The following is a 23,449-nucleotide window of genomic DNA, read 5'->3' as shown; positions in this document are numbered from 1 at the left end:
CGCGGGAACGCTGCGTCCGGTTAATTGAGCGATCGAGAGCGGTTGGTTCGAGACGGCTAAGGCTGCCACTTCAAACCGAGATGGCGGTTGAACGATCGTCTCTACAGGGGTGGAGTTGAGTGCTGCTAAAAAGCCCGGTTCTTCAAGCAACTGTTTGATGCTGGCGCGAATGGCTTCATAGGTTGCGGCTGGATTATCAATGCCTTCTGCTTCGGCACTGCCGATAATTTCCTGACGGTACACCACTTTAGAGCGTTGGCGATCGAACAGTTCCCAGCGAATCGTGCGGTCGTCTTTGGTCACACCACCTTTGAACCAGGATTGATAGGAGTTGAGCCGTGCTTTGGTCAGGGTTCCACCAATCAGAAACCGTCCTGGTTCTGGATCGTGAGAGGCTTCTTCAAACACTGAACTCGGCTGCGATCGCGCGATATCAAATCCAGCTTGCACCAGTTCATCTTCGACTAAATAGCGGGCGGCTTCTTCCAGACGGTCATCGCGATCGCTGGAGGCGGTGTAGCGTTGCTGCACAATGTTCAACCAGCCTTCGTGATGTCCACCAATGATGACACCAGGGAGAACGCCGGATCGAATTCGAGCGATTTCGATTTTGGCGTTGGGCTGTTGAGATGCGATCGGTTCACTCAGAATGGGAGTTTGCAGCGTCAGCCACCAAAATACACTTGCTAGCACAACGCTCCAAATCGGGGTTTGAATCATAGTGATATGAGGAGGTAGGGACGAGGTAGCTGAAACGCCCAAATCGCCGCGCTACTAGACGTTTCAGCATTAACCGGGTAGGGTTCGATGATTATACATTGATTTTTTAATTTGGTCTTAATCTATTTCTAAGGTAGGATGACAAGTGCTCGAGAAACTCCGATATCGTCAACTTAAAAATTCAGAATGGCTTTCCTAAGCCTCATTCAAAGCTTGGTAGTTTACATTAGTTCATTAACCTGAAGTGCCCACTCTGCCAGGGATTGAGTAATGCTTCCGCATAAAAATGTTTATCAAGAATCGTTTGATTTGTCACCTAACTCTAGTAATGTTGCGAATATAGAGTTTGTTCCGCTATCTTCACTTTAAATCGGAGTTGTGCTGACGTTGCTCGTTGCCAGACGCTGTGCTTTTGAGAGGTCAAACCGATGATCGAGAAGTTAGAAGATTGTCGTATTTTGCTTGTGGATGACGACCAGGATACAAGAATTCTATTAACCACAGTGCTTGAGATGGAAGGAGCGACTGTGCTCGCGGTCGGCTCGGCGATCGCTGCGTTAAACGCTTTAGAACAGTTCCAACCCGACTTGTTACTCAGCGATATTGTTATGCCTGTGATTGATGGATACAGCCTTTTGAAGCAGATTCGCAGCCAGACCCAGTGGAATTATCTTCCTGCGATCGCCTTTACTGCCCTAAGCGGGACTCACTATGAAGAACAATCCATCCGAGCAGGCTTTCAGGTGCATCTTGAAAAACCGATTGATTTCGAGCCACTGATTGAGGCAATTCAAGCTCTAGTCCCGATGAAAGATACAGTTTGTTCCATTCGCGCTTTTGATAGTGCGCTGAACCCAGCACGATTATCCCTCTGCGGGCTGCAACTGTCTGCTTGATGATTTCTAAGAGGGAGCCAGAAAAGCCTAATTTTCTCTCCTAATGCGATGGGTACTTCGCCAAAGTTTGCAGCGAATTCCGGTGCGGGTGGTGTTCGATCGTGACAGTGTTCGAGAATTTGAGCAGGCGACCACACCAGGGATGTTGGTAGAAGTGACGGTTGAGACGGCAAGTAATTGAAAAAGGGCGATCGTATGGGCGATCGCCCCTGTTTTATGCAGCTTCAGTTTCTTCTTTGACGCGATCGAGATGGACATCCAAAACGGTCATTTCCAGCCCAGCTCTCGGCACATTTCCCACACTAGAAATATAAGGATTGGGTTCAACTGATCCGGTACAAATTACCAGCGATCCTTTCTTCAGATAGGGCAGTGCTCGCCAAGCTGAAGATTTTTCCCAAATACTGAGCGATACAGTAAACGACTCTTCCCAATTGCGAGACTTGCGGACATAAAGCGCTGCATTTGCAACCCGTGCCTCTCTACCATCTTTTAGCGTTACCGTCTTGATTGTGGCATCGGCGGCGAGATTGCCGCTCACAATCCACTGATTGAGTCCCGCGCTTGACATAAAATTTCCTCTTTGCTGGGGTTTAATTCAGAGTGCCCAGTGACCAGAGGTTAGACACAAAAAAGAGGCACGAGCGCTCGCGCCTCCTGATGTTGTTTCAAGGTGGGTTACTCAACGCCTTCGATCCGATCTTCGACTTCTTGATAGAGTTCGCGCAGTCGATCGAGGTTCTCTTCGCTAGTTTCCCAATAGCCGCGACCGTTGGCTTCGAGCAAGGTCGTCACCATCTTGCGGAACGAGTTGGGATTGAGGTCGAGCAGACGCTTACACATTTCCTCGTCTTTGAAGAACGTGGTGTTGGTGTCTTCGTAAACCCAGTTATCTACTGCGTTTGCGGTAGCTGACCAGCCCATTGTGTTGACCAATCGCTTCGACAATTCCCGAACTCCTTCGTATCCGTGGCTTAACATGCCCTCATACCACTTGGGATTAAGCATTTTGGTACGGGCATCGAGTCGTACCGTTTCAGAAAGGGTGCGGATCTGAGCATTGGCGGTAGTGGTGTCTGCCATGTAAGAAGCGGGCATTTTACCGTCATCGCGCAGCCGAGACACAATTTTAGTCGGGTCAGAATCGTAGTAGTGCGAGACATCGGTAAGCGAGATCTCAGAAGAATCAAGGTTTTGGAAGGTCATATCCGCAGTCTTCAGCGAAGCGCGGAACAGCTGCTCGCTTTGTTCCATCATTCCAGGATTATCTGAGGAGAAGGCGAACCCTTTGCGCGAGAGGTACATATTTTGTAGTTCCTCTTCGTTTTCCCAGGTGCCATTCTCAACGGCTAAGTTGATGTTTGACGAGTACGAACCGGAAGCATTAGAGAACACGCGAGTTGCAGCTTGACGCAGGTTGATTCCGAGTTCGTCGGCTTGTTTCATCGCGTGTTTGCGAACGAAGTTCATCTCTAACGGTTCCTCGGCTTCGGCTGCCATTTTGACGGCTCGATCGAGCAATGCCATTTGGTTGATAAATAGGTCGCGGAACACACCAGAACAGTTCACCACGACATCGATCCGAGGTCTGCCCAACTCTTCGAGCGGAATTAGTTCAAGCTTGTTAATTCGTCCCAGTGAATCCGGCATCGGACGCACACCCACCATCCAGAGAATCTGCGCGAGAGATTCACCGTAGGTTTTGATGTTGTCGGTTCCCCAGAGGACGCAGGCGATCGTTTCAGGATAAGCGCCATTGTTTTCTGCACATTGACGAGCGATCAGACGATCGACCACAACTTTTGCCGACTTCACGGCTGCGGCAGTTGGAATCGATTGCGGATCAAGCGCGTGAATGTTCTTTCCGGTAGGTAAGACATCCGGATTCCGAATCGGGTCGCCGCCAGGCCCCGGCAGAATGTATTCCCCTTCGAGTGCGGTGAGCAATGCACCCAACTCATTATCTGCAACGACTTGCTTGAGGCAGAACTGCAAGAACTCGACCAACGGCTTCATCGCTTCTTGATCCACAGTCGGGTAGCCCGCTTCTTGGAGTGCTTCGATCCAAGGCTCTTTCTTGCCGCCGAAGTTGAACAGATTGCTCAACATCGAAGTTCTAGAAACGCGACCGTCTTGATCGACTTGGGCTTTTACCATTGCAGTTACCGCCGCACGAGTCGCTTGATTGATGTCGTTTAACAGTTGCACATCATCGAGAACGCCTCGATCGCTGTTCTGGAAAATCTCATCAATGTCACGGTTCAAGCTATTAGCAATGATCCGAGGCAAGCTCAGCATATTTTCTTCGGGTCGATCAAGGCTGGCAATGTTCACCAGCGTTGCGATCGCTTCATCGGCTGACGGCGGCTTACCAATGACATGCAATCCACAGGGTAACAATCGCGATTCGATCTCCATCAGTTTGATGTAGACCTTACCAATGATCGTGTCTCGCTCTTCTTGCGTCAGTTCACCAGCGCTATCCGGGAAGGTAATGTCTTTATCAAGGTTGCAAATCCGGGCTTTGTCCATGATCGTATCGACAATCTGAACACCTCGGCCGGAATCCTTGAGCGTTTGATAAGAGCCGACTAATTCGCTGAGTTCTTTTAGACCTTTGTACAGTCCAGCATTCTCAGCAGGCGGAGTCAGATAGCTGATGGTTTCGGCATACGATCGACGTTTGGCGATCGTGGCTTCCGATGGATTGTTCGCTGCATAGTAATACAGGTTGGGAATCGTACCGATCAAGCTATCGGGGTAGCATTCCTCAGACATGCCGATCTGCTTACCTGGCATAAATTCGAGCGATCCATGCGTTCCGAAGTGCAGCACTGCATCTGCTTTCCAGATTTTTTCTAGATAGGTGTAGTAAGCTGCGAATCCGTGGTGGGGACTTGCCGATCGCGAGAACAACAACCGCATCGGGTCGCCTTCATAACCAAAGGTCGGCTGAACTCCAATGAAGACATTGCCGAATGACTTTCCATACACCAATAGATTCTGTCCATCAGTGTTGAGATGTCCAGGAGCAGGACCCCAAGACGGAATCAATCGCTCATGATACGGAGTCAGTTCCTCGTACTCTGGCACCGACATTTTGTAGGCGATGTTGAGTTCTGGGCTGTTGTACTGTGCCCGTGCATCATGCAGCACTTCCAGCATCAACACTTCAGCCGACTCCGGTAAATCCTGAACATCGTAGCCATTTTGCTTCAGCGATTCCATCACTTTATGAATAGAGCCGAACACATCGAGGTAAGCGGCTGTTCCCACATTTCCTTTATCCGGCGGGAAGCTGAACACGGTGATGGCAACTCGCTTGTGCAGTTTCGGCTTGCGTCGTAAATTCGCCCACTTGAGGGCGCGTTGGGCGATCGCTTCGACGCGATCTTGCAGGGCGATCGCTTTGCCGGTTGCGCCATCTCGACCGGAAACGATGATGGGTTCGATCGCGCCATCGAGTTCTGGAAGCGCAATTTGCAGCGCCACTTGAATCGGGTGTAAACCCAGTTCGCTATCTTGCCATTCCTCAGTGGTTTGGAACACGAGCGGCAATGCCACCATGTACGGGCGATTCAGACGGCGCAAGGCTTCGATCGCTTTGGGGTGATCTTGACGAGCAGGACCTCCGACCAGGGCAAATCCGGTGAGCGACACCACGACATCGACGATCGAGCTTCCGGTAATCGGATCATAAAAGAACGCATCAACAGGCTTCGAGAAGTCCAGTCCCCCGGCAAACACCGGAATCACCCGCGCTCCCATCGATTCGATTTCTTGCACCATTGCCACATAGTGAGCATCGTCACCTGTGACTAAGTGCGTTCTTTGCAGCACTAAGCCAACGGTTGGAACGAGCGGATCGCGCATATCTTCTCGAATATCTTTGCGCGAGTTAAACCAGTTTAGGTACTCTTTGAGATCCTCGAACATGGTCGGAGCCATTGGATGCCAAATACCCAGATCCGGGTAAACTTGCGGATCTTGAACGGTACCGCCGATTTCACCCTTAAACACATACTTATCTGCCAACATCAGCAGGAAGTTTTCCAGGTTCTCAGCGTTGCCACCGAGCCAATACTGGAAGCTCAGCATAAAGTTGCGAGCATCTTGCGCCTTGTCCATCGGCAGATATTTCAGCACTTTCGGCAGCGTGTTTAAGAGCTTCAGCATTGCGTCTTGGAAGCCTGCGCCAGAGTTTTCCTTGCGCTTCTTCATAAACTGCGCGATCGCGCTCTTCGACTGCCCTAACTGTGCCATCGAGAAGCTGCCTAATTTGTTCAGGCGCATCACTTGTGGCATCGACGGGAACACCACTGCGGCATCTAAGCGATCGCGATGCGGCTCGACTGCGGCAACGACTTTTTCAGCTAAATCTTCAAGAAAGATCAGCGAAGCAATGAAAATATTTGCTTCAGAAACATCTTTCTCAAAGGCTTCATAGTTCTCTGGGTTGCGGAGTTCCTCGATCAGATATCCACTGATTTCGACCGCAATTTTCGGATGATTCGCGTTAATTGATCGGACGGCGGCGGAGAGCGCACTTTGATATTGTGGCTCTAACACGACATAGACCACCTTGAGTAAAGACCGTCCTGCCAGGTTCTCAGGAACAATGTGTCGAACGGTGGGCTTGACGTGAGTGAACATTCGCTCAGACTCCTTGTATGCGTGTTCTCTTGTTAAAACAACCAGCGAACGAAGCACCCGGTTCAGATCTGAACCTGAACCAAGCTAGAGAATGTAACGCTTTGTAAAGCGATCTTCTCGGCTTTGCGATCGCGATCGGGATTTCATCTACATTTGTGTTTTTACCAGAAAACGTATGCAGAAAGAGCATTCCGGCGCTTATCCGACACAAATTGATAAAAAACCTGCAATTTTTTGTTACTTAGCGTTACAGAAATTTGAGAATCGTTTATTCTTTTGTTAATCTTTCTTCAAGATTCATTGTTACGAATCTTAATCTTTTACCTCTGCATCTTTCAGAATGACTTGTTGTACCCAATCTGGTAATCTCTCCGCTCGACCTAGAATCGACATTGAAAAGCCGACGACCATCAAGCTACTGACGATCGCGATGAGCGGGGAATGCTTGGCAATGCCGGAATCTCTCAGGATTCTGGCAATTGGGCGGCTTTGCCTGCGGAGCTGCTGACTCGATAATTTTTTCACCCGAAACGGATCGCGGACATAATGACCGCTCAGACTGACGACAAGGCGCGATCGGCAATGCGGGCAGGTAAGCAAACCACCCACCGATTTAACGGAAGGCAACCCACCGACGCGATGGCAAACCGGACAAGCATTAGAACCGCGATCAAAGGTATCAGCATTCATTGGACGCAGGAAAGCAGCGGGACAACAGGGTGAAGGTTGCTAAAGGCGCTTTTCTTAAATAGGGCAATGTGAGCTAGGGCAGCTCCTATTCAGGTTTGAGTAATGGAGCGTATGAGATTTTGAACTAGATTTTGAACTAATTTAGTTATAACCAGTCTACCCGCCATTGATAAGATCGACAGAAATTGTTCGGCAAGATCGCTGAAACTTGATACTTCCCTCATTCTTCCGAATCATTCTGCTTAGAAACGAGCGCAATCTGCTCCAAGCGCTTCACTACAACCAGGGTGATCAGAGTGAGCAGGGTTCCCAGGACGGTAAGCTGCCAAAGTCCTGCTCCAGCCGTGATGCCCAAAGCGGCTGTAACCCAAATTGAGGCAGCAGAGGTTAAGCCCTTGACTTCCTGGCTATTTCTGTTGGGGCGCGATCGGTGCAAAATTTCTCCGGCTCCCAAAAATCCAACACCCGTCGCTACACCTTGAATTGTGCGGCTTAAGCCATCGGCTGAACCGCTCACTTCGATCGGGACGAGAATAAACAAAGCAGATCCCAAGCTGACGAGCATATGGGTTCTGAGTCCCCCTGCTTTGTGGCGCTGCTGACGCTCCCAACCGATCGCGCCGCCTGCAACGATCGCGCTCCCTAATCGAAATAGCAATCCGCCCCAGTTGTGAATATCGATCGAATAATTTGCCATAACCTGTAAGCATTTACCATCACAAAACATCAATGCGAGAAACCAAGAACAATTCTCGTAGCCTCTTATTTCTTTTGATAACAACCCAATGATTTGATCGTATCTGGGATATTTTTTTGGTTATAGAAATCATTACCAAATTTAACTCGATGATCTAGGGAACTCCACCCACAGAACGGGTAGCTTGCCCATAGCGAAGATCAGGTTGCTCTCTTATCGTTTAAATAGGGCTGTGAGTGAAAACCAAAACACAGTAACGCCTCTATTCCAATTACGGTCAAAAGTCATGCCTGAATGTCCTTGTTGCTCTGAAAAGCTTTTACGTCACGTTCGTCATGGCAAATTGTACTGGTTCTGCACTCATTGTTGGCAAGAGATGCCAAATCTAGAAGCGCTTGTTTATCAAGCTGCGGCCGTACCCAAAGAAAGAGTTGCTAGAAAAGACGCTGTACTAACCTGATGGTATTTAGCTAGATTCGGGAGTACGATATGGCGCTGGGAATGATGGTAGACGGCACGTGGACAACCGATTGGAATGAACGCGATAAAAGCGGGAAATTCAATCGAACTCCCACAAAGTTTCGCGATCGCATCACTGCTGATGGCAAAAGCGGCTTTCAAGCTGCGCCTGATAGGTATCACCTTTATATCTCACTTGCTTGTCCTTGGGCGCATCGCACGCTAATTCTGCGATCGCTCAAAGGGCTAGAATCTGCGATTGGATTGTCGATTGTGGATGCAGTATTAAGCGATAAAGGCTGGTATTTCTCAAACAATCCTGGCGCAATTCCCGATTCTGTGAACCATACCGAATATCTGCAAGAAATCTATCTGAAAGCGGATGAAAAGTATACGGGGCGAATTACCGTTCCGGTGCTTTGGGATAAAGAGAAACAAACGATCGTGAATAACGAATCTCGCGAAATTATTCGGATGTTTGACACTGAATTTAACGAGTTCGCAACGCAAGAAATTGATCTTTATCCGCAGGGTTTACGGCAGCGAATTGATGACATGATCGGCAAGATTTATACGCCAATTAACAATGGGGTTTATCGATCGGGATTTGCCACTACTCAAGAAGCTTATGAAGAAGCAGTTAAAGAGCTTTTTCAGAATCTAGATCATTGGGAAACGGTGTTATCAGAGCAGCGATATTTATGCGGCAATCAACTTACAGAAGCGGATGTTTGTATGTTTACAACGCTGCTGCGTTTTGATTCGGTGTATTACAGCCATTTCAAGTGTAATGTGCGTCGAATTGTTGATTATCCGAATCTGTGGAACTACCTGAAAGATCTCTATCAGCATCCGCAGATTAAGCCAACCTGCAATCTCGACCATATTAAGCGGCACTACTACATGAGCCAAACGCAGATCAATCCGACTCGGATTGTGCCGATCGGCCCTGAGATTGATTTCGACGCGCCACACGATCGTCACCGCTTTCACTAATCAAACCAACCCATTTCTTGATCTGAAACTTTGGGCGACGCAGGATCAGTTGGGAAAACTGGGTGTGCTAAAGCGGCAGCTTGACGCTTTCTCAGAATGTCTTGATGACTTCTGAAGTCTGTATCATTGGCTGGCGCTTTGGGCGCTAATTTCGATTCTGGTTTCGACTGCTTTTCTTGAAGCTTCTGACTTTCTTCGATTAGTTTCTGATTAGACTCTGCGAGTTGCAATGCAGTTTGTTGAGCCTGTGCAAGCTCTGCACGAAGCTGCTCAGCTTTGTCACCGTTCGTTTGAAGCTGTTTGTTCTCTTCAATTAATTTTTGGTTGGCATCCGCGAGTTTCAGCGCGTCTTTTTGGGCTTTGGTAAGCTCGGCTTGAAGGTGAGCCGCTTTTTCAGTTTGCGATCGAGAATCTTGATGTTCTGCAATCAATTTTTGGTTAGCTTCTGCAAGTTTCAGCGCATCTTTTTGGGCTTGTTCAAGCTCTGCTTGCAGATGAGATGCTTTTTCAGCAGCAGTTTTCTCCGCCTGCTTGAGCTTATTTTGCAACTGCGTCACTTCTTGAGTGTGGTGCTGATTCTCCACTGTTAGCTTTTTATTTTCTTCAGCTAGTTTCAGTGCGGTTTGCTGAGCTTCTTTGAGATCAGATTGAGCTTGATTCGCTTTTTCGAGATTAACTTCGAGCGTTTGGGCGATCGCCGTTTGCTCCTCGATTTGAGTTTGCAACTGTTCAATCGTGTGTTGCAGTTTTTTCTCGTTTTGTTGCGTTTGTTCTAGCTCATGCTTCAGGTCTTCAATTTTTTCGAGCAGTTCTGCATTGTTAGAAGGACTAGCTTCTGGTGCGATCGTCGGAGTTTTGCCGTTTTGAATGGGTGTTTTTCGCTGCCGCTGCGTTGCCATTGTTCGTTCTCTTAGTTGCTATCTTCAACCCTACACCCGATTCAAGATTGCTTAAACCGATGTTGATGAATCTTTGCTTGAGAGCTTTTGTAGGAAGTGAGTACAGCCCATCGGCAAATCAAAGATATGCAGTTGAAAATGGCGGGAAAGTTCTTCGCACACTCTAATACCACGTACACTATTTCCGTGAACATCGAGCAATGGCGAAAAGACAGCAATGCCAACCTGATTGGGAACGACTGCGATAATACCTCCAGAAACGCCACTTTTTGCCGGAAGCCCAACTTTATAAGCCCATTCGCCCGCGATCTTCCAGTGCCATACCGTAGGCAAAGACTTTTGAAATCGATTGAATCGTAAACAGTTGGCTTGAATCTCCAACTTCAAATACTTGCCCATCAACAGTAACAACGCAAATACTCAACCAATCTGGATCGGCTTTCGCAAGCTCCGGAATATAGGTCGCAACTTCGCCGTCTTTGAGATTGCGATACTTTAGATATAGTTCTTCGAGGAAGCCTTGGAACGGATGAGACATTGATTTAACCGACGCAGCAAACAGATAGTATCGCTATTTTCCTAATATGTTTCAAACGACGCGACGACGATTAGCACTTTGGTACACAACGGTAACAGCAGTATTGCTGTTTGTATTTGCGAGTGGATTCTATTTCTATGTCCGATCGACGCTAATCGAGCGGATTGACGATACGTTAAATCACGTTGCCGAAGTGGTGCAGCGATCGCTGGTCATTCAAGCGGTGGGCGATCAAGTCAGCGTTAATGTCGAAGCCAGTTTTCGCGATAATTCGATTTCACTCGAAGATGATCACATTGATCTCGAATGGTTTGATCCGAATGGAAAGCAGCTTTGGTCAACCTTTGCCGACCCGCTTTCTGTGCCGTTACATCTTAATCATGATGGTGAAACCGTTCATGCTTCAGAGACACAGCTTTTACGGCAGGTTACAGAGCGCGTTCAGATTGGGCAGCGAGTATTGGGATATTTGCGCGTGAGTCATCCCTGGTTTGAGGTGACAAAGCCAACTCGTCAGCTATTTCGTGATTTAAGTATTGGGACAGCAACGATGATCGGGATTGTTGCCGCGATCGGTTGGTTTCTTTCCGGCATTGCTATGCAGCCGATTCGTGAATCTTATCAGCGCTTAAAACAATTTACAGCGGATGCTTCCCATGAACTGAGAAACCCGATTGCGATCATCCAAACAAACGTACAAGTTGCACTTTCTGATCCAGATCCAGAGCCACAAACGCAACAGCAACATTTACAAGTGATTGAACGCTTGACTCGACGCTTAGGAAAATTAGTCGATGATTTGCTTTTTCTTGCTCGGCAAGATAGCGGCATTGTTCAACCGCAGCGTAGCACGATCGAACTCGATGAATTACTCGATGAAGTGTTGGAAGAACAAGGAATGACGGCAGCAGAAAAAGAAATTTCACTCTCATACAAAGTCGATCGCAGTCTGGAATATTGGCTGCAAGGCGATCGCGATCAGTTATCAAGATTATTCACAAATTTAATCAGCAACGCAATTAAATACACTCCAGAGAACCGAGAAATCATAGTAGAACTAGCGCAGTTGAAATCTGGATTACAAACGAAAGTGATTGATACTGGAATCGGAATTCCAGAAGATGCGATCGTGCATTTATTTGATCGCTTTTATCGCGTTGATCCAGCCCGTACAAAGGCAACAGGCGGATCAGGATTGGGTTTAGCGATCGCGCAAGCGATTGTCGAAAACCACAACGGACAGATTCAGATTGAAAGTCAGGTCAACCAAGGCACGATCGTTACTGTGACGCTGCCGCAATCTCAGATAGAATTAGCCTGATCTCTTGTGCTTGCTTTTTATGTCTACGATCGCCCAGAGAAACATTCGTCGATCGTCCGATGAAGTTCCTGTCTGGCAGATTGCCACATGGAACGATTATCTAGCTTGTTGTAAAACCGCCGAAATCGAGCAACCAGAGCATTTCAAGATCTATTTCAATCAAGGCTATCTGTATATTGATATGGATTGGGAGGGCATTGATCACGCTAGAGTGCGAGAACTGATTACGATGCTGATTGCTTTTTGGTTTAGTCAACATCCCGAACAATCCTTTGACTGTCTCGGAGGCTGTGTTCTCGAAAAGCCGAATCAACGTGCTGCTTCTCCGGATCAGGTTTTGTATCTTGGAAGCAATTCTCCCCGTTGGCAAGAAGGTGAACCTCGACGCATTAACTTACGTCAATGGCACGTTCCGAATTTAGTCTGTGGAGTGGCAGATACAACTCTAGCAACTGATCTCGATGAGAAAAAACAGATTTATGCAGCGCTAGAAATTCCAGAGTATTGGGTGATTGATGTTTCCGGGGCAAGAGTGGTCGCGTTTGCACGACAAGCAGACGGCAGATATTAACAGTGCGAAAGTTCGATCGCACTGCAAGGATTATCAATCCGGTTGATTAAGCAAACATTATCTCGGTTAGCCTACGAGACCAATGGAACGGCTGCTTTGTGGTTTGTGCAACAAATCTCAAATCGCTAAGAGTTCTGCTTCTGGTTCTTCTTGCCAACCTGATCGAGACAATCGCTCGATCGCCTGATTCAACAATTCCAAACCTTGATTCACATTCTCGATTACGCTTAACTGTCCGCGCAGTTCTGCCGCTCCTGCAAAGCCTTTCGAGTACCAAGTCATGTGTTTTCTGGCTTGGCGCACACCGCGATCGCCCTTGTATTCCCAGAGCATTTGTAAGTGATCGCGGGCGCATTCTAATCGCTCGATCGGCGTGGGTCTAATTTTCTCGGTTCCAGTCTTGAGAAAGTAATCAATTTCGCCGACCAAGAACGGATATCCCAACGTTCCCCGCGAACACATCACACCGTCCGCTTGGGTGAATTCCAAGCACTTGACAGCCGCTTCAACCGAGAAGATATCGCCGTTAGCAATCACCGGAATCGAGAGAATTTCTTTGACCTTCGCGATCCATTCCCACTTTGCAGCACCGTTGTATCCCTGAGCGCGGGTGCGTCCGTGAACCGTGATCATTTTGGCTCCCGCATCTTCCATGCGCTTAGCAAAGTCAAGAATATTGATTTCTTTTTCTGTCCAACCGATGCGGGTTTTGACCGTAACCGGAACATCGACCGCTCGGACGACCGATCGCACAATTTCTTCTGCCAGTTCTGGCTGGCGCAACAGCGATGAACCGCCCCCATTTTTGGTGATCTTATTCACCGGACAGCCCATGTTGAGATCGACTGTATCTGCACCTTCACCGACTGCTTTTTGCGCTGCTTCTGCCAAAAAATCAGGACGACAATCAAAGAGTTGAATGCTGATCGGACGTTCGTTTGGATCAACTTCCATTAAAATTGGTAGCTCTTTGACATAGTGCAGACCTGTTGCATTTACCATTTCCGTATACATCATCGAATCGGGCGCGTGACGGCGCACTAATCGACGAAATACTAAATCCGTCACACCCGATAGCGGCGATTGCAACACGCGGCTTTTGACCTCGAATTCTCCAATCTTCAGAGGTTGAGCAAGGCGGGTTTGCAGGTCGGAGGAAAGAGTCAACATAGCCAGCACAAGCGATCGTATTCGACGTTTTCCAGCATAGACGATCCTGCCAGAGTTCGGCTGAAATGCTTCAGCTTCCGAGAATGATTAGTGTTTATATCCGGCTTCGTGTTCACGCAAAGGTCTTCTTAATGCTTCTGCAACAAGATTGATCGATCGTTTATCCGTTACCATCCAAGCATGAAGCGGTACGGGAATTTGGATCGATTCACCCACCGGTAACACGGAACTATTTGCAGGCACAATAATTCCATCAAACGGTGTCCAAATTGAGGTGAAATTGATGCGATCGAGCATCTTCACATCGCAATTCAAATCATTAATAAATTTGCTATTTGGACGCATTTGCGAACAACCCGGACGTTGCGACAAATAAGCTGCGATCGTGCCATTGTGCGGCGCAGAAATGCTGACAAAGCGCTGTACTCGATCAATGCCCCCTAAGCGCTGAACATAATAGCGACTCACCAATCCGCCCATACTGAATCCGACTAGATCGATCGACTGATTTGCAGGTAAGTTCGCTTCGATAAACTCCAACAATTGTTGCGCGAGTCGATCGAGTTCACAATCTCCATTTGCCGGAAGCAAATCTAATCCATAAGTTCTCCAACCTTGACGCTCAAGCGCTTGAGTCATCGTCTTAAATAGCGCAAAGGTATCAGTAATGCCATGAACCAAGACAACTGGATTGAGGGTCATTGTCGATCGAGAAACGTATTTCTTCTACGCTACTATTTTCGGTTGCAGTTAGTGTGATGAAATAGACAGCCGCGCAAATGTCCTATTCGGGCGCTTCTTCTGACGATCGTTCTGTGTCATGCCGGCGTTTGGATTTTGGAATTGACTCTGGATCGCGCACACTTGGCGGCTCTTTTAGGATTGCAATCAATGCCGAAACTCCAGCTTGTAAATTTGTGCTACTCAGCACGTCAACGACTGCGGCAGCAGCAACCTCTTCGATTAAAGCAATGGTTTCAGCTTTCATCTGGTTTTCGAGTTCACTCCGAAACAGTTGAGCGATCTCCTGCTGTCCTACTTCAATTAGAAAACATTCTGCGGGTGTCGAGATCTGTTCTAGAACGATCGCGAGTTTCTCATCAAAGAATTGACAGGTGACTTTTTCTGGACGCTGGCCGGTTCGCTCTCGATAAAGTGCTTGTAGTTTTTGTCCAATCGTGCGCTCAATCTGTCCACGGGTTGGATTGTCGTTTGTCATGTTGAATCAAATATCTCAATCTCAATCGAAATTGAGCAGACAAGTATAAAGTTACATTTAACCTAGACTTAAGGTAGGAAGTTTAAGTAATTTTCTCCTCTATCAATAGAAAGGATTTAAGAGAAGAATGTCTGCTGTTCCTGAAATTTCTCAGAGTGTCTTATGTCAATTCTCAAAACGATTCTAATCTCCAGTGGATTGCTTGTTTTTTTGCCTGGAGTGCTGTCTGTTCAGGCAGCACCACTGCACATTGCACAAGCGGCTAAACCGTCGGCTGAGTCTAAAGTCAATCAAGGCTTAGCGCTGATTCAGCAAGGCAAACTGAATGACGCGATCGCTGCCTTTCGTCAAGCCACGCGCCTCAATCCTAACCTTGCTGCGGCTCACTATAATCTCGGTCTTGCCCTCAGACAAGCGGGACAGCTACAGCCTTCTGCGGATGCTTTTTATCAAGCGCTCAGAGCCGATCCAAATTTTGCGATGGCTTATGCAAATTTAGGAGCGGCGCTGCTTGAGGGCAATAACATCAAGCAAGCACGAGACTATTTGACCAAAGCAGTCCAACTTGATCCAAGTTCTGGCGTGGCGCAATACAATCTCGGTTTAGTGCTGACGCAGGAAAAGAACTATGCAGGCGCAGCGCAAGCCTTTCAAAAAGCAGCAAACTTAAGTCCGAATGCACCGGAGCCTTTATTTCAGTTAGGGCAAGCTTATCAGCAGCAGGGAAAAGCCCAGAACGCGATCGCCGCCTTTCAGCAAGCGATTCAGCGCAATCCTAACTATGTCGAGGCGCACTACAGTTTAGGCTTAGTGTTTTACTATCAGAACACTCTTGATCGAGCATTAGATGCCTTTCGTCAAGCCACTAAGCTTAATTCCAAGTTTGCGAACGGCTATTATGCCGCAGGTCTAGCCTTTGTGCGGCAGGGCAAAACGTCAGATGCAGAACGAGTCTTGCGGTATGCAAAAGATCTGTTTGTGGCTCAGGGCAATGCAGCGTGGGCAAAGAAAACAGAACAGCAGCTACAGCAGCTTGAGCGGCTTGGACGCGGGCAACTGCGAAACCGAGTCAACTAATGCGAAATCATGACGATTTGCCAATGGGACGAAAAGGAGATAGACCCGAATCCATTAGAATGAGTCCGAATCTGCAATGATCTAACCTTCTATCCGACCGCAATTTTGGCGATCGTTGGCATTATTGTCGCAACCTTCATGCTGAAGCGTCCTTCTACTGCATCTGTGCCGGAAGAGATGCCACAAAGCTAGATCTCAAGCTAATTTGAATGCGGTAGGTTTTTATCGATTGCGTCTGCTCGTAATTCATAAAAATCTGCCGCATTCTTTGTTTTGGTTTAAGCGATCGCAAACTGCGGACATTCCACACCGTACATTTTTCGTCCGACTGCTTCGGCAACAGGCTTGATGCTGCGAACCAATTGCATCATTGTTTCTATCGACAGCGCTTGCTGAGCATCCGACACGGACTGATCCGGCTCAGGATGACACTCGATAATCAATCCATCCGCTCCACAAGCGATCGCCGCTCTCGACAAGTCCGCAATCAATTCCCGCCGTCCCGCTGCATGACTCGGATCAACAATCACAGGCAGGTGTGTAAGCTGTTTCAGGGCTGCAACCGCACCTAAATCGAGAACATTGCGCGTGTAGCTATCGAAGCTGCGAATACCCCGCTCACAGAGCACTACATTGGGATTACCGTGGCTCATCACATATTCGGCTGCCATGATGAATTCTTCGATCGTCGCTGCCAGTCCGCGCTTCAGTAGGATTGGTTTCCTTGCCTGTCCCAAAGCTTTGAGCAGATCGAAATTCTGCATATTGCGACTTCCAACTTGCAGCATATCTGCATATGCTGAAATTTCTTCAATCTGTGAAATTGCCATCACTTCGGTGATGACAGGCAGATCATAACGCTGGCGCACCGTTGCAAGAATTTCTAACCCTTCTAAACCAGCCCCCTGAAAAGCGTAAGGGGAAGTGCGTGGTTTGTACACACCTCCCCTTAATGCTTGAATCGGAGCCGATTTGAGTTCGCGGGCGATCGTTTCCATTTGCGTCAGACTTTCGACTGCACAAGGGCCGCCAATAATCACGACTTCCTCACCGCCGATCGACACCTCCTTAGATAAAGAAACAATTGATCGCTGATCAGGGGTGGCTTTGCGGACTAATCTTGCATCTTTCATGGACTGAAACTCCTGTGGATAGAATGAACTTCAACAAAAAACCCGGAGCCTTCTGGGTTCCGGGTTGGCAATTGCAAATGCAAAAAACTCACCCAGAACGCCTTTGGGTAAAAAAATAAAAACCGTAAAGCCAGGAAGTGAGGTGAGTCATTGCAATCAGAAATTGAGGACATTAAAAAAGCCGCAGATCTTAATTCTGCGGCTCACCAGACGGACACATGAGGATTTACCTCGCCGGGTGAGCCGCCGATCGCCAAAAAAAGTAAAAGTAGGAAACGCTGTAACGCATTTGCTGATTTGGCTATAAAGTTCGATACTTTGAACCGTAACAGAGAAATCGAGCGGAAGTCAAGCCCCCGATCGGGTAATGTCATGATTTCAAGAATGTAGCTTCAAGCGCTTTCATGTTTGATCGGAAGTGAAATTACGAATTCTGTTCCTTGAGCGATCGCCGAATGCACTTCGATCGCTCCTTGATGTTTCTCGACCACAATTTGACGGACGATCGCCAATCCTAATCCTGTACCTTTGCCCACCGCTTTCGTCGTAAATAAGTGATCAAAAATCTTCGATTTGACCTCCTCGGACATTCCCTTGCCGTTGTCGCGGATGCGGATTTCTACCTTGTTCGCTTCGGTTTTGGCGGTTTGAATCGTGATTTGGTAAGGATTGGCTTCTAGCTCAGTAAAGGAAGAGTGTTGTGCCATCTCATCGAACATATCGATCGCGTTCGCCAAAATGTTCATAAACACCTGATTCAGTTGTCCCGGAAAACAGTCAACATTGGGAATGTCTTCATAGTTCGTCACGACTTCAATGGCAGGACGTTGATCATTCGCTTTAAGCCGATATTTGAGAATCAGAATGGTGCTGTCGATGCCTTCGCGAAGGTTTGCTGTGATCGTACCCTCTGTATCAGCGCGGGAGAAGGTTCGCAGGCTGGTACTAATCGCCTTGATTCGCTCCGTTGCCGTTCTCATCGAGCGTAACAGTTTAGGCAGATCGGCTTTGAGAAATTCAACATCAATCTCGTCCGCAAACTCTTGTACAGGCGGAGCCGCATTCGGATGATGTTGCTGATACAGGTCTACATACTTCAGTAAGTCCTGCACAAACTCTGCTGCATTATTAATGCTGCCATTCAGGAAGCCGAGCGGGTTATTGATTTCGTGAGCCACACCCGCCACTAAGTTACCAAGCGCTGACATCTTTTCACTTTGCACCATCTGCATCTGAGCTTGCTGGAGCTTTGTTAAAGCTTGCTCTAAGCTCTGATTCTTCTCCTGGATAGCAAGCGCTAGGCGTTGACGATCGGTCACATCCAGCGCGATCGAAACGCCCCCTAAAATTTCTCCATTTTGGGCAATCAGCGGTGCATTAAACCATTCGCAGGTAATGCGTTCTCCATCCTTCCTAATGTTTTCATTAATCGCATGGGTTCCGCCTGTTTGCTGCAAAATTCCGTTTACAACCTCATTGACATAAGGCTGAAACTCCTCTGGAATAAACATTCGGCAATGCTTTCCCATAACTTCTTCGGCTGAATACCCAAAGACAGCTTCGGCAGCGTGATTCCAGGCTTGAATTTCAAATTGTTTGTTCCACTCTAATACCGCGATCGGAGATTGCTGGATCAAGAGGTTTAATCGCTGCTGGGATTGTTCGATTTGGTAAGAGCGTTCTTGCTCTCTTGCGTAAAGCTTTGCATTTTCGATCGCAATGGCAGCCTGTCCCGTTAGAATTTTCACAGTCTCTAAGCGATCAGTCGTAAACGCTCCTTTTACCAGGTTGTTCTCTAGATACATCAATCCAATGAGCTTTCCTTGATAAATCATTGGAGTACACAGGAGCGACTGAGGCTGATGCTTGAGAACATAAGGATCATTCGCATAGGTGCTTTCAGATGCAGCATCGCTTGAGACGATCGGAGTCTGAGTGCGAGCTACGTACTGGAGGACAGTTAAGGGAACATCTTGGCTTTGGGTGAGCGGGATTGCTTCTACGACAACTGCTGAGTTTTCTTGGTCGGTATCTGCTACTTCAATAAAAAGCTCACCCTCACGATCGAGGACAATACAGCCTTTCTGTGCGCCCGCATTTTCTAGAATGATATGCAACAGTCGATCGAGCAATTGATTGAGCACCAGCTCGCTAGAGATCGCTTCGGTCGCTTTGAGAATGGTTGCTAGGTCCAAAAATCCGCTATTCGTACTGCTGCTGCTCTTGGTGTGGGTAATAATAGCAGGGTGTATGGGATCAGGTGTAGAAAAATAGCGAGGATACTGCGCTTCGAGCTGCTTAACTTTTGCAGTTGCGCCCCACTGCTGATACTGTTGGTACGCTTCGATCAAGTATGCCTGAGCAATTTTTGGCTTGCTCAGACTGAAGTAGAATTTAGCAGCAAGTTCATTTGCTAATGCTGCTTCTTGAATATAACCATGCTCGATCGCACCTGTGATCGAGCGATCATATTGTTCCATGGCTGCATAAGTTTCTCCAAGAATGCGATAGCGCTCAGCTTCCACAAGATCATACTTATGTTGGAAGTTCATCGGAGCAAACCGCGCCCAGATTCGCATTTGTTTTTGGTTGAGAGCGACGCTTTCAAGCATTGAGGCACTATCAGCAGGATAGTCTGAGCAAGCTGCCAAGCTCACCAGTGAATCATACAGATTGTAGATAGCAACACAGTACATCCCCGTAATGCTATGAATGCACGTTTTAAGCTGATTGGAAGTCGCGATCGCAATATCATATCTTCCAAACCCGTAGCTGAGAATTAAGGTATTGAGTAAGCGGTAACAGCCTTCAGTTAGATTATTTTCAAAACAGTGACTTTGCTGCTGGATCAAACGGTAAACATCACTAGGCTGAGAAGTTAAGGCTGCAACACCCGATGTCCAGATTTTGTGAAAATTCAAGATTGCTTCTTGGTGCAAGCTATCCATCTTTTGTTCCCACAATAGCATTTCTGAGTGTAGGGGCTGTAGCTTGTTGCCTGCAAAGTAAGCATGGACACAATAATAGTGTAGGGCAAGCGCAGCAAACTCTAAATCTCCACCTTCAAGGCTAAGTTGATGCGCTTTGAGCAGTTGGGGGACTGTCTGTCGAACTGCGATTTCCCAAGGCTTGATAAATCCTTCCAGATTAACCAATGTTCGAGCTTGTAAGTCCTTGTTGACTACATTGTTCAATAGCTTTGAGGCAAGCCGCCCAAACTGTAATCCTAATCGTAAACTCGCAGTATGACTGCACAGAACCAACCCATAAACCGCGTAGAAAAACACAGTTTCTGGTGCGTTTCCGTGCAGCATTGATAGACGAATTGCAGTCTCAACTAGCGGACGATGTAATTTTGGAGTGGTAAAGTAAACGATCGGTTCAACGCTGGCACAGATTCGTAAGGCCGCCAAATAGCGACGATCGCGCATCGGGGGGAGTTTAGCAAGTGACTCAACTTCTGCTTCAGAAAGAACCAGCAAGTTAGGTTGAGCCGTTGTCGCATCAGTTAAACTTACTGAATCTTTGCGAATGGAAACTCCTAAAGCTTGCAATATGACGATCGCAAAATTGACGGCATCAACCATGTGATTTTGTGCCATGCAGGCTTGAATCCAAAACTCCCAGACTTCCACACGATCGAATAAATCTAGACTATTCGCTGAGACTCGGTTGCATAGTGCTTCTAACTGAACAAATTGCCCTGTGAGGTAAGCCATTTGTGCTGCATCTTCGTACAGGGTCAACGTAGCGTGATAGTTCGTTTGCCAGCAATCATTCGGTAAACAACGAATTGCAGCTTGCAAATAGTTTAGAGCATGTTGATAAGCAGCAGAGGATTTCGCTTTCGATGCAGCAATTTGATTGAGCTGTACAAGTTGGCTCCGCTCTGCATCAGAAACTACGAGATCGATCGCGATATTCCAATGATTGACGATTTCAAAGATGTTCAATTCGATTTCGGAATTTGAGAGATGCTGTTGTAGGAGACGAGCAATTTCAAGATGTGTGACTTGCTTTTGATCCTCAGCAATTAGGGTGTAGGCGGCTTGCTGGACGCGATCGTGGAAAAACTTAAATTTTGGATTTTGGACTTTCAGATCTATAGTCCCGGTTTCATCTAAAAAAGCACGATAATGCTGATCTAATGGCAAGATAAATTCTTGTTCGATCGCACTCCACAGCGCTTGTAGGGTCTGAAAGGCAGAGATCTGACTAACGGTAGAAAGCGTTTTGAGATCAAATTGATTTCCAATACAAGCAGCTAATTGCAACACAAATTGAGTCTGTGCTGAGAGCGTTTGAAATTTTGCAGTCATTAACTCCACAACATCTTCGCTGATCTTGAATTGACGAATCTGCTTAATGTCCCATTGCCAGGAATTTGTCTCAAAATCAAAGGTGAGAAAGTCTTCAGAATGCAACGACTTGAGCAGTTGCATCAAAAAGAAAGGATTTCCTTGCGTTTTGTCATAGAGCAATTTTGCTAAAGGTTGAACTGTGAAATAATGACAACACAAGGTATCTGCAAGAAATTGCATTACATCATGCAGCGACAAAGGCTCTAAGGTGATGTGTTCAAACCTAAACGCCTTTGATTCCACTTTTGATTTCAATTGTGCTGATTTCAATTGTGCCAACACCTGCATCAAGAGGTGAGTTAGATCGACTTCGTTATCCCGATAAGCCAGAATTAATAGGCGATATCGATTCTCTGGGCAACTCAAAAACTCAGGCAGCCTTGAAATTGTAGCTGCATCTGCCCATTGCAAATCGTCCATAAACTCAACTAGGGGAGCCTCTGGTGTTGATGCTGCCAGCATAAAGGCAGAAAAGGTTTGATAAAAGCGGTTTTGGGCTTCTACTGGGGGGATTTCGGGTAAGGGCGGCTGCTGCCCGATCAACCATTCCAACTCTGGAATAATGTCAATCACAGCCTGCCCATTCAATCCGACCGCAGCAGAAAAGCGATCGCGCCAGAATTCTACCTGTTCCTGAGTTTCGCCCAGGATTTGGCGAATGAGTTCCCCGTAGGCTTCTGCAATACAGGTGTAGGGAACTTCTCGCTTGAACTGATCGAACTTGCCCGCAATAAAATGAGCATGACTTGCAGTAACAGGCTTGAAGAGTTCTCGAATTAAGGCGGTTTTGCCCACTCCAGAATAGCCGCCGATCACGACTAATTCACAACTCCCTTGTCTCGCTCGCTCAAACGCTGCCAACACTGTTTGCAGTTGGGAATTGCGCCCATACAGCTTTTCAGGAATGTTAAGTTGGGCAATGCGATCGAGCCTGCCAATTTCAAACGGTGCGATCGCTCCGGTTGTTTTAAACTCATCCAAGCAGTGCTGCAAATCCGCCTGTAATCCCTTTGCGCTTTGATAGCGATCTTCTGCGTTTTTTGCCATCAGCTTCATGACAATTTTGGCGATCGCACCGGGCACTTCTGCTCTGAGCGCTTGAAGCTCAGGGGGTTCCTTTGCTAGATGACTGTAGACAATCTCAAGCGCATCTTCCCCAACAAAGGGGACTTGTCCGGTGAGAAGCTCATAGAGCGTCACACCCAGCGAATAGAAATCGCTGCGGTAGTCGATCAAACGATTCATTCGTCCCGTTTGTTCGGGAGAGAGATAAGCAAGAGTTCCTTCGAGTTGATTGGGGTGCTGGAGTTCCTGAGTTTGATCAGACAGTTGAGAGGCAATGCTGAAGTCAATAAGGCGGATTTGTTTTGCGTCAGGATCGATCAGAATGTTTGCAGGCTTGATGTCTTTATGAACGATTTTATGATTGTGTAAGTGACCGAGTGTAATGCTGAGTTGCAGCGCGATCGAGAGAAAGTCAACGATCGAGATTTGCTGATACTGTTGTTTGATTTGCTGTAAGTAGTCAGCCAGAGACAATTCGCCAAAATCTTCCATTACGAGTACATCCCCCTCTGCACAAGACTCTAATCCAATCACCTTGACGATTCCGGGGATCTCTAGCTGTTTGACCAGCGTATATTGATTGCGAAACCGTACCTGTTCTTCTAAGGACGACGCTTCATGACGCAATCGTTTGAGAATAACTGGCGTTTGATCAGCGATCCGGACAGCACGATAAACCAGAGTCCTCGAGCCTTGATAAAGTATTCCGATCGCTGAGTAGCCCGATAATCCAGCTATTGGGTCAAATGTTGCCTGCATGATGGGGTTTAAGTCTCTTAAAGCCGCAAATCTTATGCAGAGAATACCCCCAATTTGTGGGGCGCTCATGTCATGAGATCACACATAGCAGTAGATGTAGATCACAAAAAATCATTCGAGCCATTTTCAGCTCAGGCGCGATCGCTTAATTGAATTGTGGGGTTTCTTTCGATCGATAGAGGTCGTCTGATTTGTAAATCGATATCTAATCAATAAGCTGCTTGA

The 23,449-nt window shown here is 47.3% G+C and carries 16 protein-coding genes and 2 pseudogenes; 6 read left to right on the top strand and 12 right to left on the bottom strand.

All coding sequences use genetic code 11. The features are described from left to right. On the bottom strand, nucleotides 1-720 hold a 720-nt coding region (locus H6F51_20950), incomplete at its 3' end, for a hypothetical protein (GenBank protein MBD1824941.1). Between the two features lie 428 nt (nucleotides 721-1,148). On the opposite strand from H6F51_20950, the gene H6F51_20945 reads away from it, so the two are divergent. After that, nucleotides 1,149-1,616 (top strand): response regulator, encoded by a 468-nt coding sequence (locus H6F51_20945; GenBank protein ID MBD1824940.1) that lies wholly within the window; start codon nucleotides 1,149-1,151, stop codon nucleotides 1,614-1,616. A gap of 43 nt (nucleotides 1,617-1,659) precedes the next feature. Further along, nucleotides 1,660-1,797, top strand: coding sequence for a hypothetical protein (locus tag H6F51_20940; protein ID MBD1824939.1), 138 nt, complete (start codon nucleotides 1,660-1,662; stop codon nucleotides 1,795-1,797). A gap of 33 nt (nucleotides 1,798-1,830) precedes the next feature. Here the strand turns inward: H6F51_20940 and H6F51_20935 are convergent, their stop codons facing one another. From H6F51_20935 to H6F51_20920, 4 genes are all read right to left on the bottom strand, one after another. After that, nucleotides 1,831-2,187, bottom strand: a complete 357-nt coding sequence (locus H6F51_20935; GenBank protein MBD1824938.1) for a single-stranded DNA-binding protein — start codon at nucleotides 2,185-2,187, stop codon at nucleotides 1,831-1,833. 107 nt (nucleotides 2,188-2,294) lie between these two features. Further along, nucleotides 2,295-6,269, bottom strand: coding sequence for a magnesium chelatase subunit H (locus H6F51_20930; protein MBD1824937.1), 3,975 nt, complete (start codon nucleotides 6,267-6,269; stop codon nucleotides 2,295-2,297). Nucleotides 6,270-6,581: 312 nt separating this feature from the next. Beyond that, nucleotides 6,582-6,959: a hypothetical protein gene (locus tag H6F51_20925; GenBank protein MBD1824936.1), complete on the bottom strand. Its 378-nt coding sequence runs from the start codon at nucleotides 6,957-6,959 to the stop codon at nucleotides 6,582-6,584. A 220-nt stretch (nucleotides 6,960-7,179) separates the two neighbouring features. Further along, entirely contained in the window at nucleotides 7,180-7,656 is a 477-nt protein-coding gene (locus H6F51_20920) for an MgtC/SapB family protein (GenBank protein MBD1824935.1), read from the bottom strand. Between the two features lie 495 nt (nucleotides 7,657-8,151). On the opposite strand from H6F51_20920, the gene H6F51_20915 reads away from it, so the two are divergent. Next, the gene (locus H6F51_20915) at nucleotides 8,152-9,111 is read left to right on the top strand and encodes a glutathione S-transferase family protein (protein MBD1824934.1); all 960 of its coding nucleotides are present in this window, start codon (nucleotides 8,152-8,154) and stop codon (nucleotides 9,109-9,111) included. On the opposite strand, the gene H6F51_20910 is transcribed toward H6F51_20915, so the two are convergent. Continuing rightward, entirely contained in the window at nucleotides 9,108-10,010 is a 903-nt protein-coding gene (locus H6F51_20910) for a hypothetical protein (protein ID MBD1824933.1), read from the bottom strand. The genes H6F51_20915 and H6F51_20910 overlap by 4 nt on opposite strands. A 51-nt stretch (nucleotides 10,011-10,061) precedes the next feature. Further along, a pseudogene (locus H6F51_20905) lies at nucleotides 10,062-10,548 on the bottom strand (glutaminase). Nucleotides 10,549-10,594: 46 nt separating this feature from the next. Here H6F51_20905 and H6F51_20900 point away from each other — a divergent pair. Continuing rightward, nucleotides 10,595-11,869, top strand: coding sequence for a sensor histidine kinase (locus H6F51_20900; GenBank protein ID MBD1824932.1), 1,275 nt, complete (start codon nucleotides 10,595-10,597; stop codon nucleotides 11,867-11,869). A gap of 19 nt (nucleotides 11,870-11,888) precedes the next feature. Continuing rightward, nucleotides 11,889-12,569, top strand: a pseudogene (locus H6F51_20895) (Uma2 family endonuclease). Here H6F51_20895 and dusB read toward each other — a convergent pair. From dusB to H6F51_20880, 3 genes are all read right to left on the bottom strand, one after another. Beyond that, nucleotides 12,558-13,610: a tRNA dihydrouridine synthase DusB gene (gene dusB, locus H6F51_20890; protein MBD1824931.1), complete on the bottom strand. Its 1,053-nt coding sequence runs from the start codon at nucleotides 13,608-13,610 to the stop codon at nucleotides 12,558-12,560. The pseudogene H6F51_20895 and the gene dusB sit on opposite strands and share 12 nt — an antisense overlap. A gap of 87 nt (nucleotides 13,611-13,697) precedes the next feature. Beyond that, nucleotides 13,698-14,312, bottom strand: a complete 615-nt coding sequence (locus H6F51_20885) for a triacylglycerol lipase (protein MBD1824930.1) — start codon at nucleotides 14,310-14,312, stop codon at nucleotides 13,698-13,700. Between the two features lie 82 nt (nucleotides 14,313-14,394). Beyond that, nucleotides 14,395-14,829: a DUF2294 domain-containing protein gene (locus H6F51_20880; protein MBD1824929.1), complete on the bottom strand. Its 435-nt coding sequence runs from the start codon at nucleotides 14,827-14,829 to the stop codon at nucleotides 14,395-14,397. 162 nt (nucleotides 14,830-14,991) lie between these two features. On the opposite strand from H6F51_20880, the gene H6F51_20875 reads away from it, so the two are divergent. Next, nucleotides 14,992-15,906 (top strand): tetratricopeptide repeat protein, encoded by a 915-nt coding sequence (locus tag H6F51_20875; GenBank protein ID MBD1824928.1) that lies wholly within the window; start codon nucleotides 14,992-14,994, stop codon nucleotides 15,904-15,906. Between the two features lie 278 nt (nucleotides 15,907-16,184). Here H6F51_20875 and aroF read toward each other — a convergent pair whose 3' ends face one another. Both aroF and H6F51_20865 read right to left on the bottom strand, forming a co-directional pair. Next, on the bottom strand, nucleotides 16,185-17,039 hold the full coding sequence (gene aroF / locus H6F51_20870) for a 3-deoxy-7-phosphoheptulonate synthase (GenBank protein ID MBD1824927.1): 855 nt from the start codon (nucleotides 17,037-17,039) through the stop codon (nucleotides 16,185-16,187). Between the two features lie 392 nt (nucleotides 17,040-17,431). Continuing rightward, entirely contained in the window at nucleotides 17,432-23,224 is a 5,793-nt protein-coding gene (locus tag H6F51_20865) for an AAA family ATPase (GenBank protein MBD1824926.1), read from the bottom strand. Nucleotides 23,225-23,449 lie beyond the last annotated feature (225 nt).

It is taken from the genome of Cyanobacteria bacterium FACHB-DQ100 (assembly GCA_014695195.1).
Classification (GTDB): domain Bacteria; phylum Cyanobacteriota; class Cyanobacteriia; order Leptolyngbyales; family Leptolyngbyaceae; genus Leptolyngbya.
Note: the sequence above shows the minus strand (reverse complement) of the source record. Positions and strands in the feature narration are given on the sequence as shown.

Coding starts and splice junctions, on each gene's coding strand:
- H6F51_20865 (MBD1824926.1), bottom strand. CDS start 23,224: ATGCAGGCAACATTTGACCCAATAGCTGGATTATCGGGCTACTCAGCG.
- H6F51_20900 (MBD1824932.1), top strand. CDS start 10,595: ATGTTTCAAACGACGCGACGACGATTAGCACTTTGGTACACAACGGTA.
- H6F51_20880 (MBD1824929.1), bottom strand. CDS start 14,829: ATGACAAACGACAATCCAACCCGTGGACAGATTGAGCGCACGATTGGA.
- H6F51_20885 (MBD1824930.1), bottom strand. CDS start 14,312: ATGACCCTCAATCCAGTTGTCTTGGTTCATGGCATTACTGATACCTTT.
- dusB (MBD1824931.1), bottom strand. CDS start 13,610: ATGTTGACTCTTTCCTCCGACCTGCAAACCCGCCTTGCTCAACCTCTG.
- H6F51_20925 (MBD1824936.1), bottom strand. CDS start 6,959: ATGAATGCTGATACCTTTGATCGCGGTTCTAATGCTTGTCCGGTTTGC.
- H6F51_20940 (MBD1824939.1), top strand. CDS start 1,660: ATGCGATGGGTACTTCGCCAAAGTTTGCAGCGAATTCCGGTGCGGGTG.
- H6F51_20875 (MBD1824928.1), top strand. CDS start 14,992: ATGTCAATTCTCAAAACGATTCTAATCTCCAGTGGATTGCTTGTTTTT.
- H6F51_20945 (MBD1824940.1), top strand. CDS start 1,149: ATGATCGAGAAGTTAGAAGATTGTCGTATTTTGCTTGTGGATGACGAC.
- H6F51_20920 (MBD1824935.1), bottom strand. CDS start 7,656: ATGGCAAATTATTCGATCGATATTCACAACTGGGGCGGATTGCTATTT.
- H6F51_20910 (MBD1824933.1), bottom strand. CDS start 10,010: ATGGCAACGCAGCGGCAGCGAAAAACACCCATTCAAAACGGCAAAACT.
- H6F51_20935 (MBD1824938.1), bottom strand. CDS start 2,187: ATGTCAAGCGCGGGACTCAATCAGTGGATTGTGAGCGGCAATCTCGCC.
- aroF (MBD1824927.1), bottom strand. CDS start 17,039: ATGAAAGATGCAAGATTAGTCCGCAAAGCCACCCCTGATCAGCGATCA.
- H6F51_20930 (MBD1824937.1), bottom strand. CDS start 6,269: ATGTTCACTCACGTCAAGCCCACCGTTCGACACATTGTTCCTGAGAAC.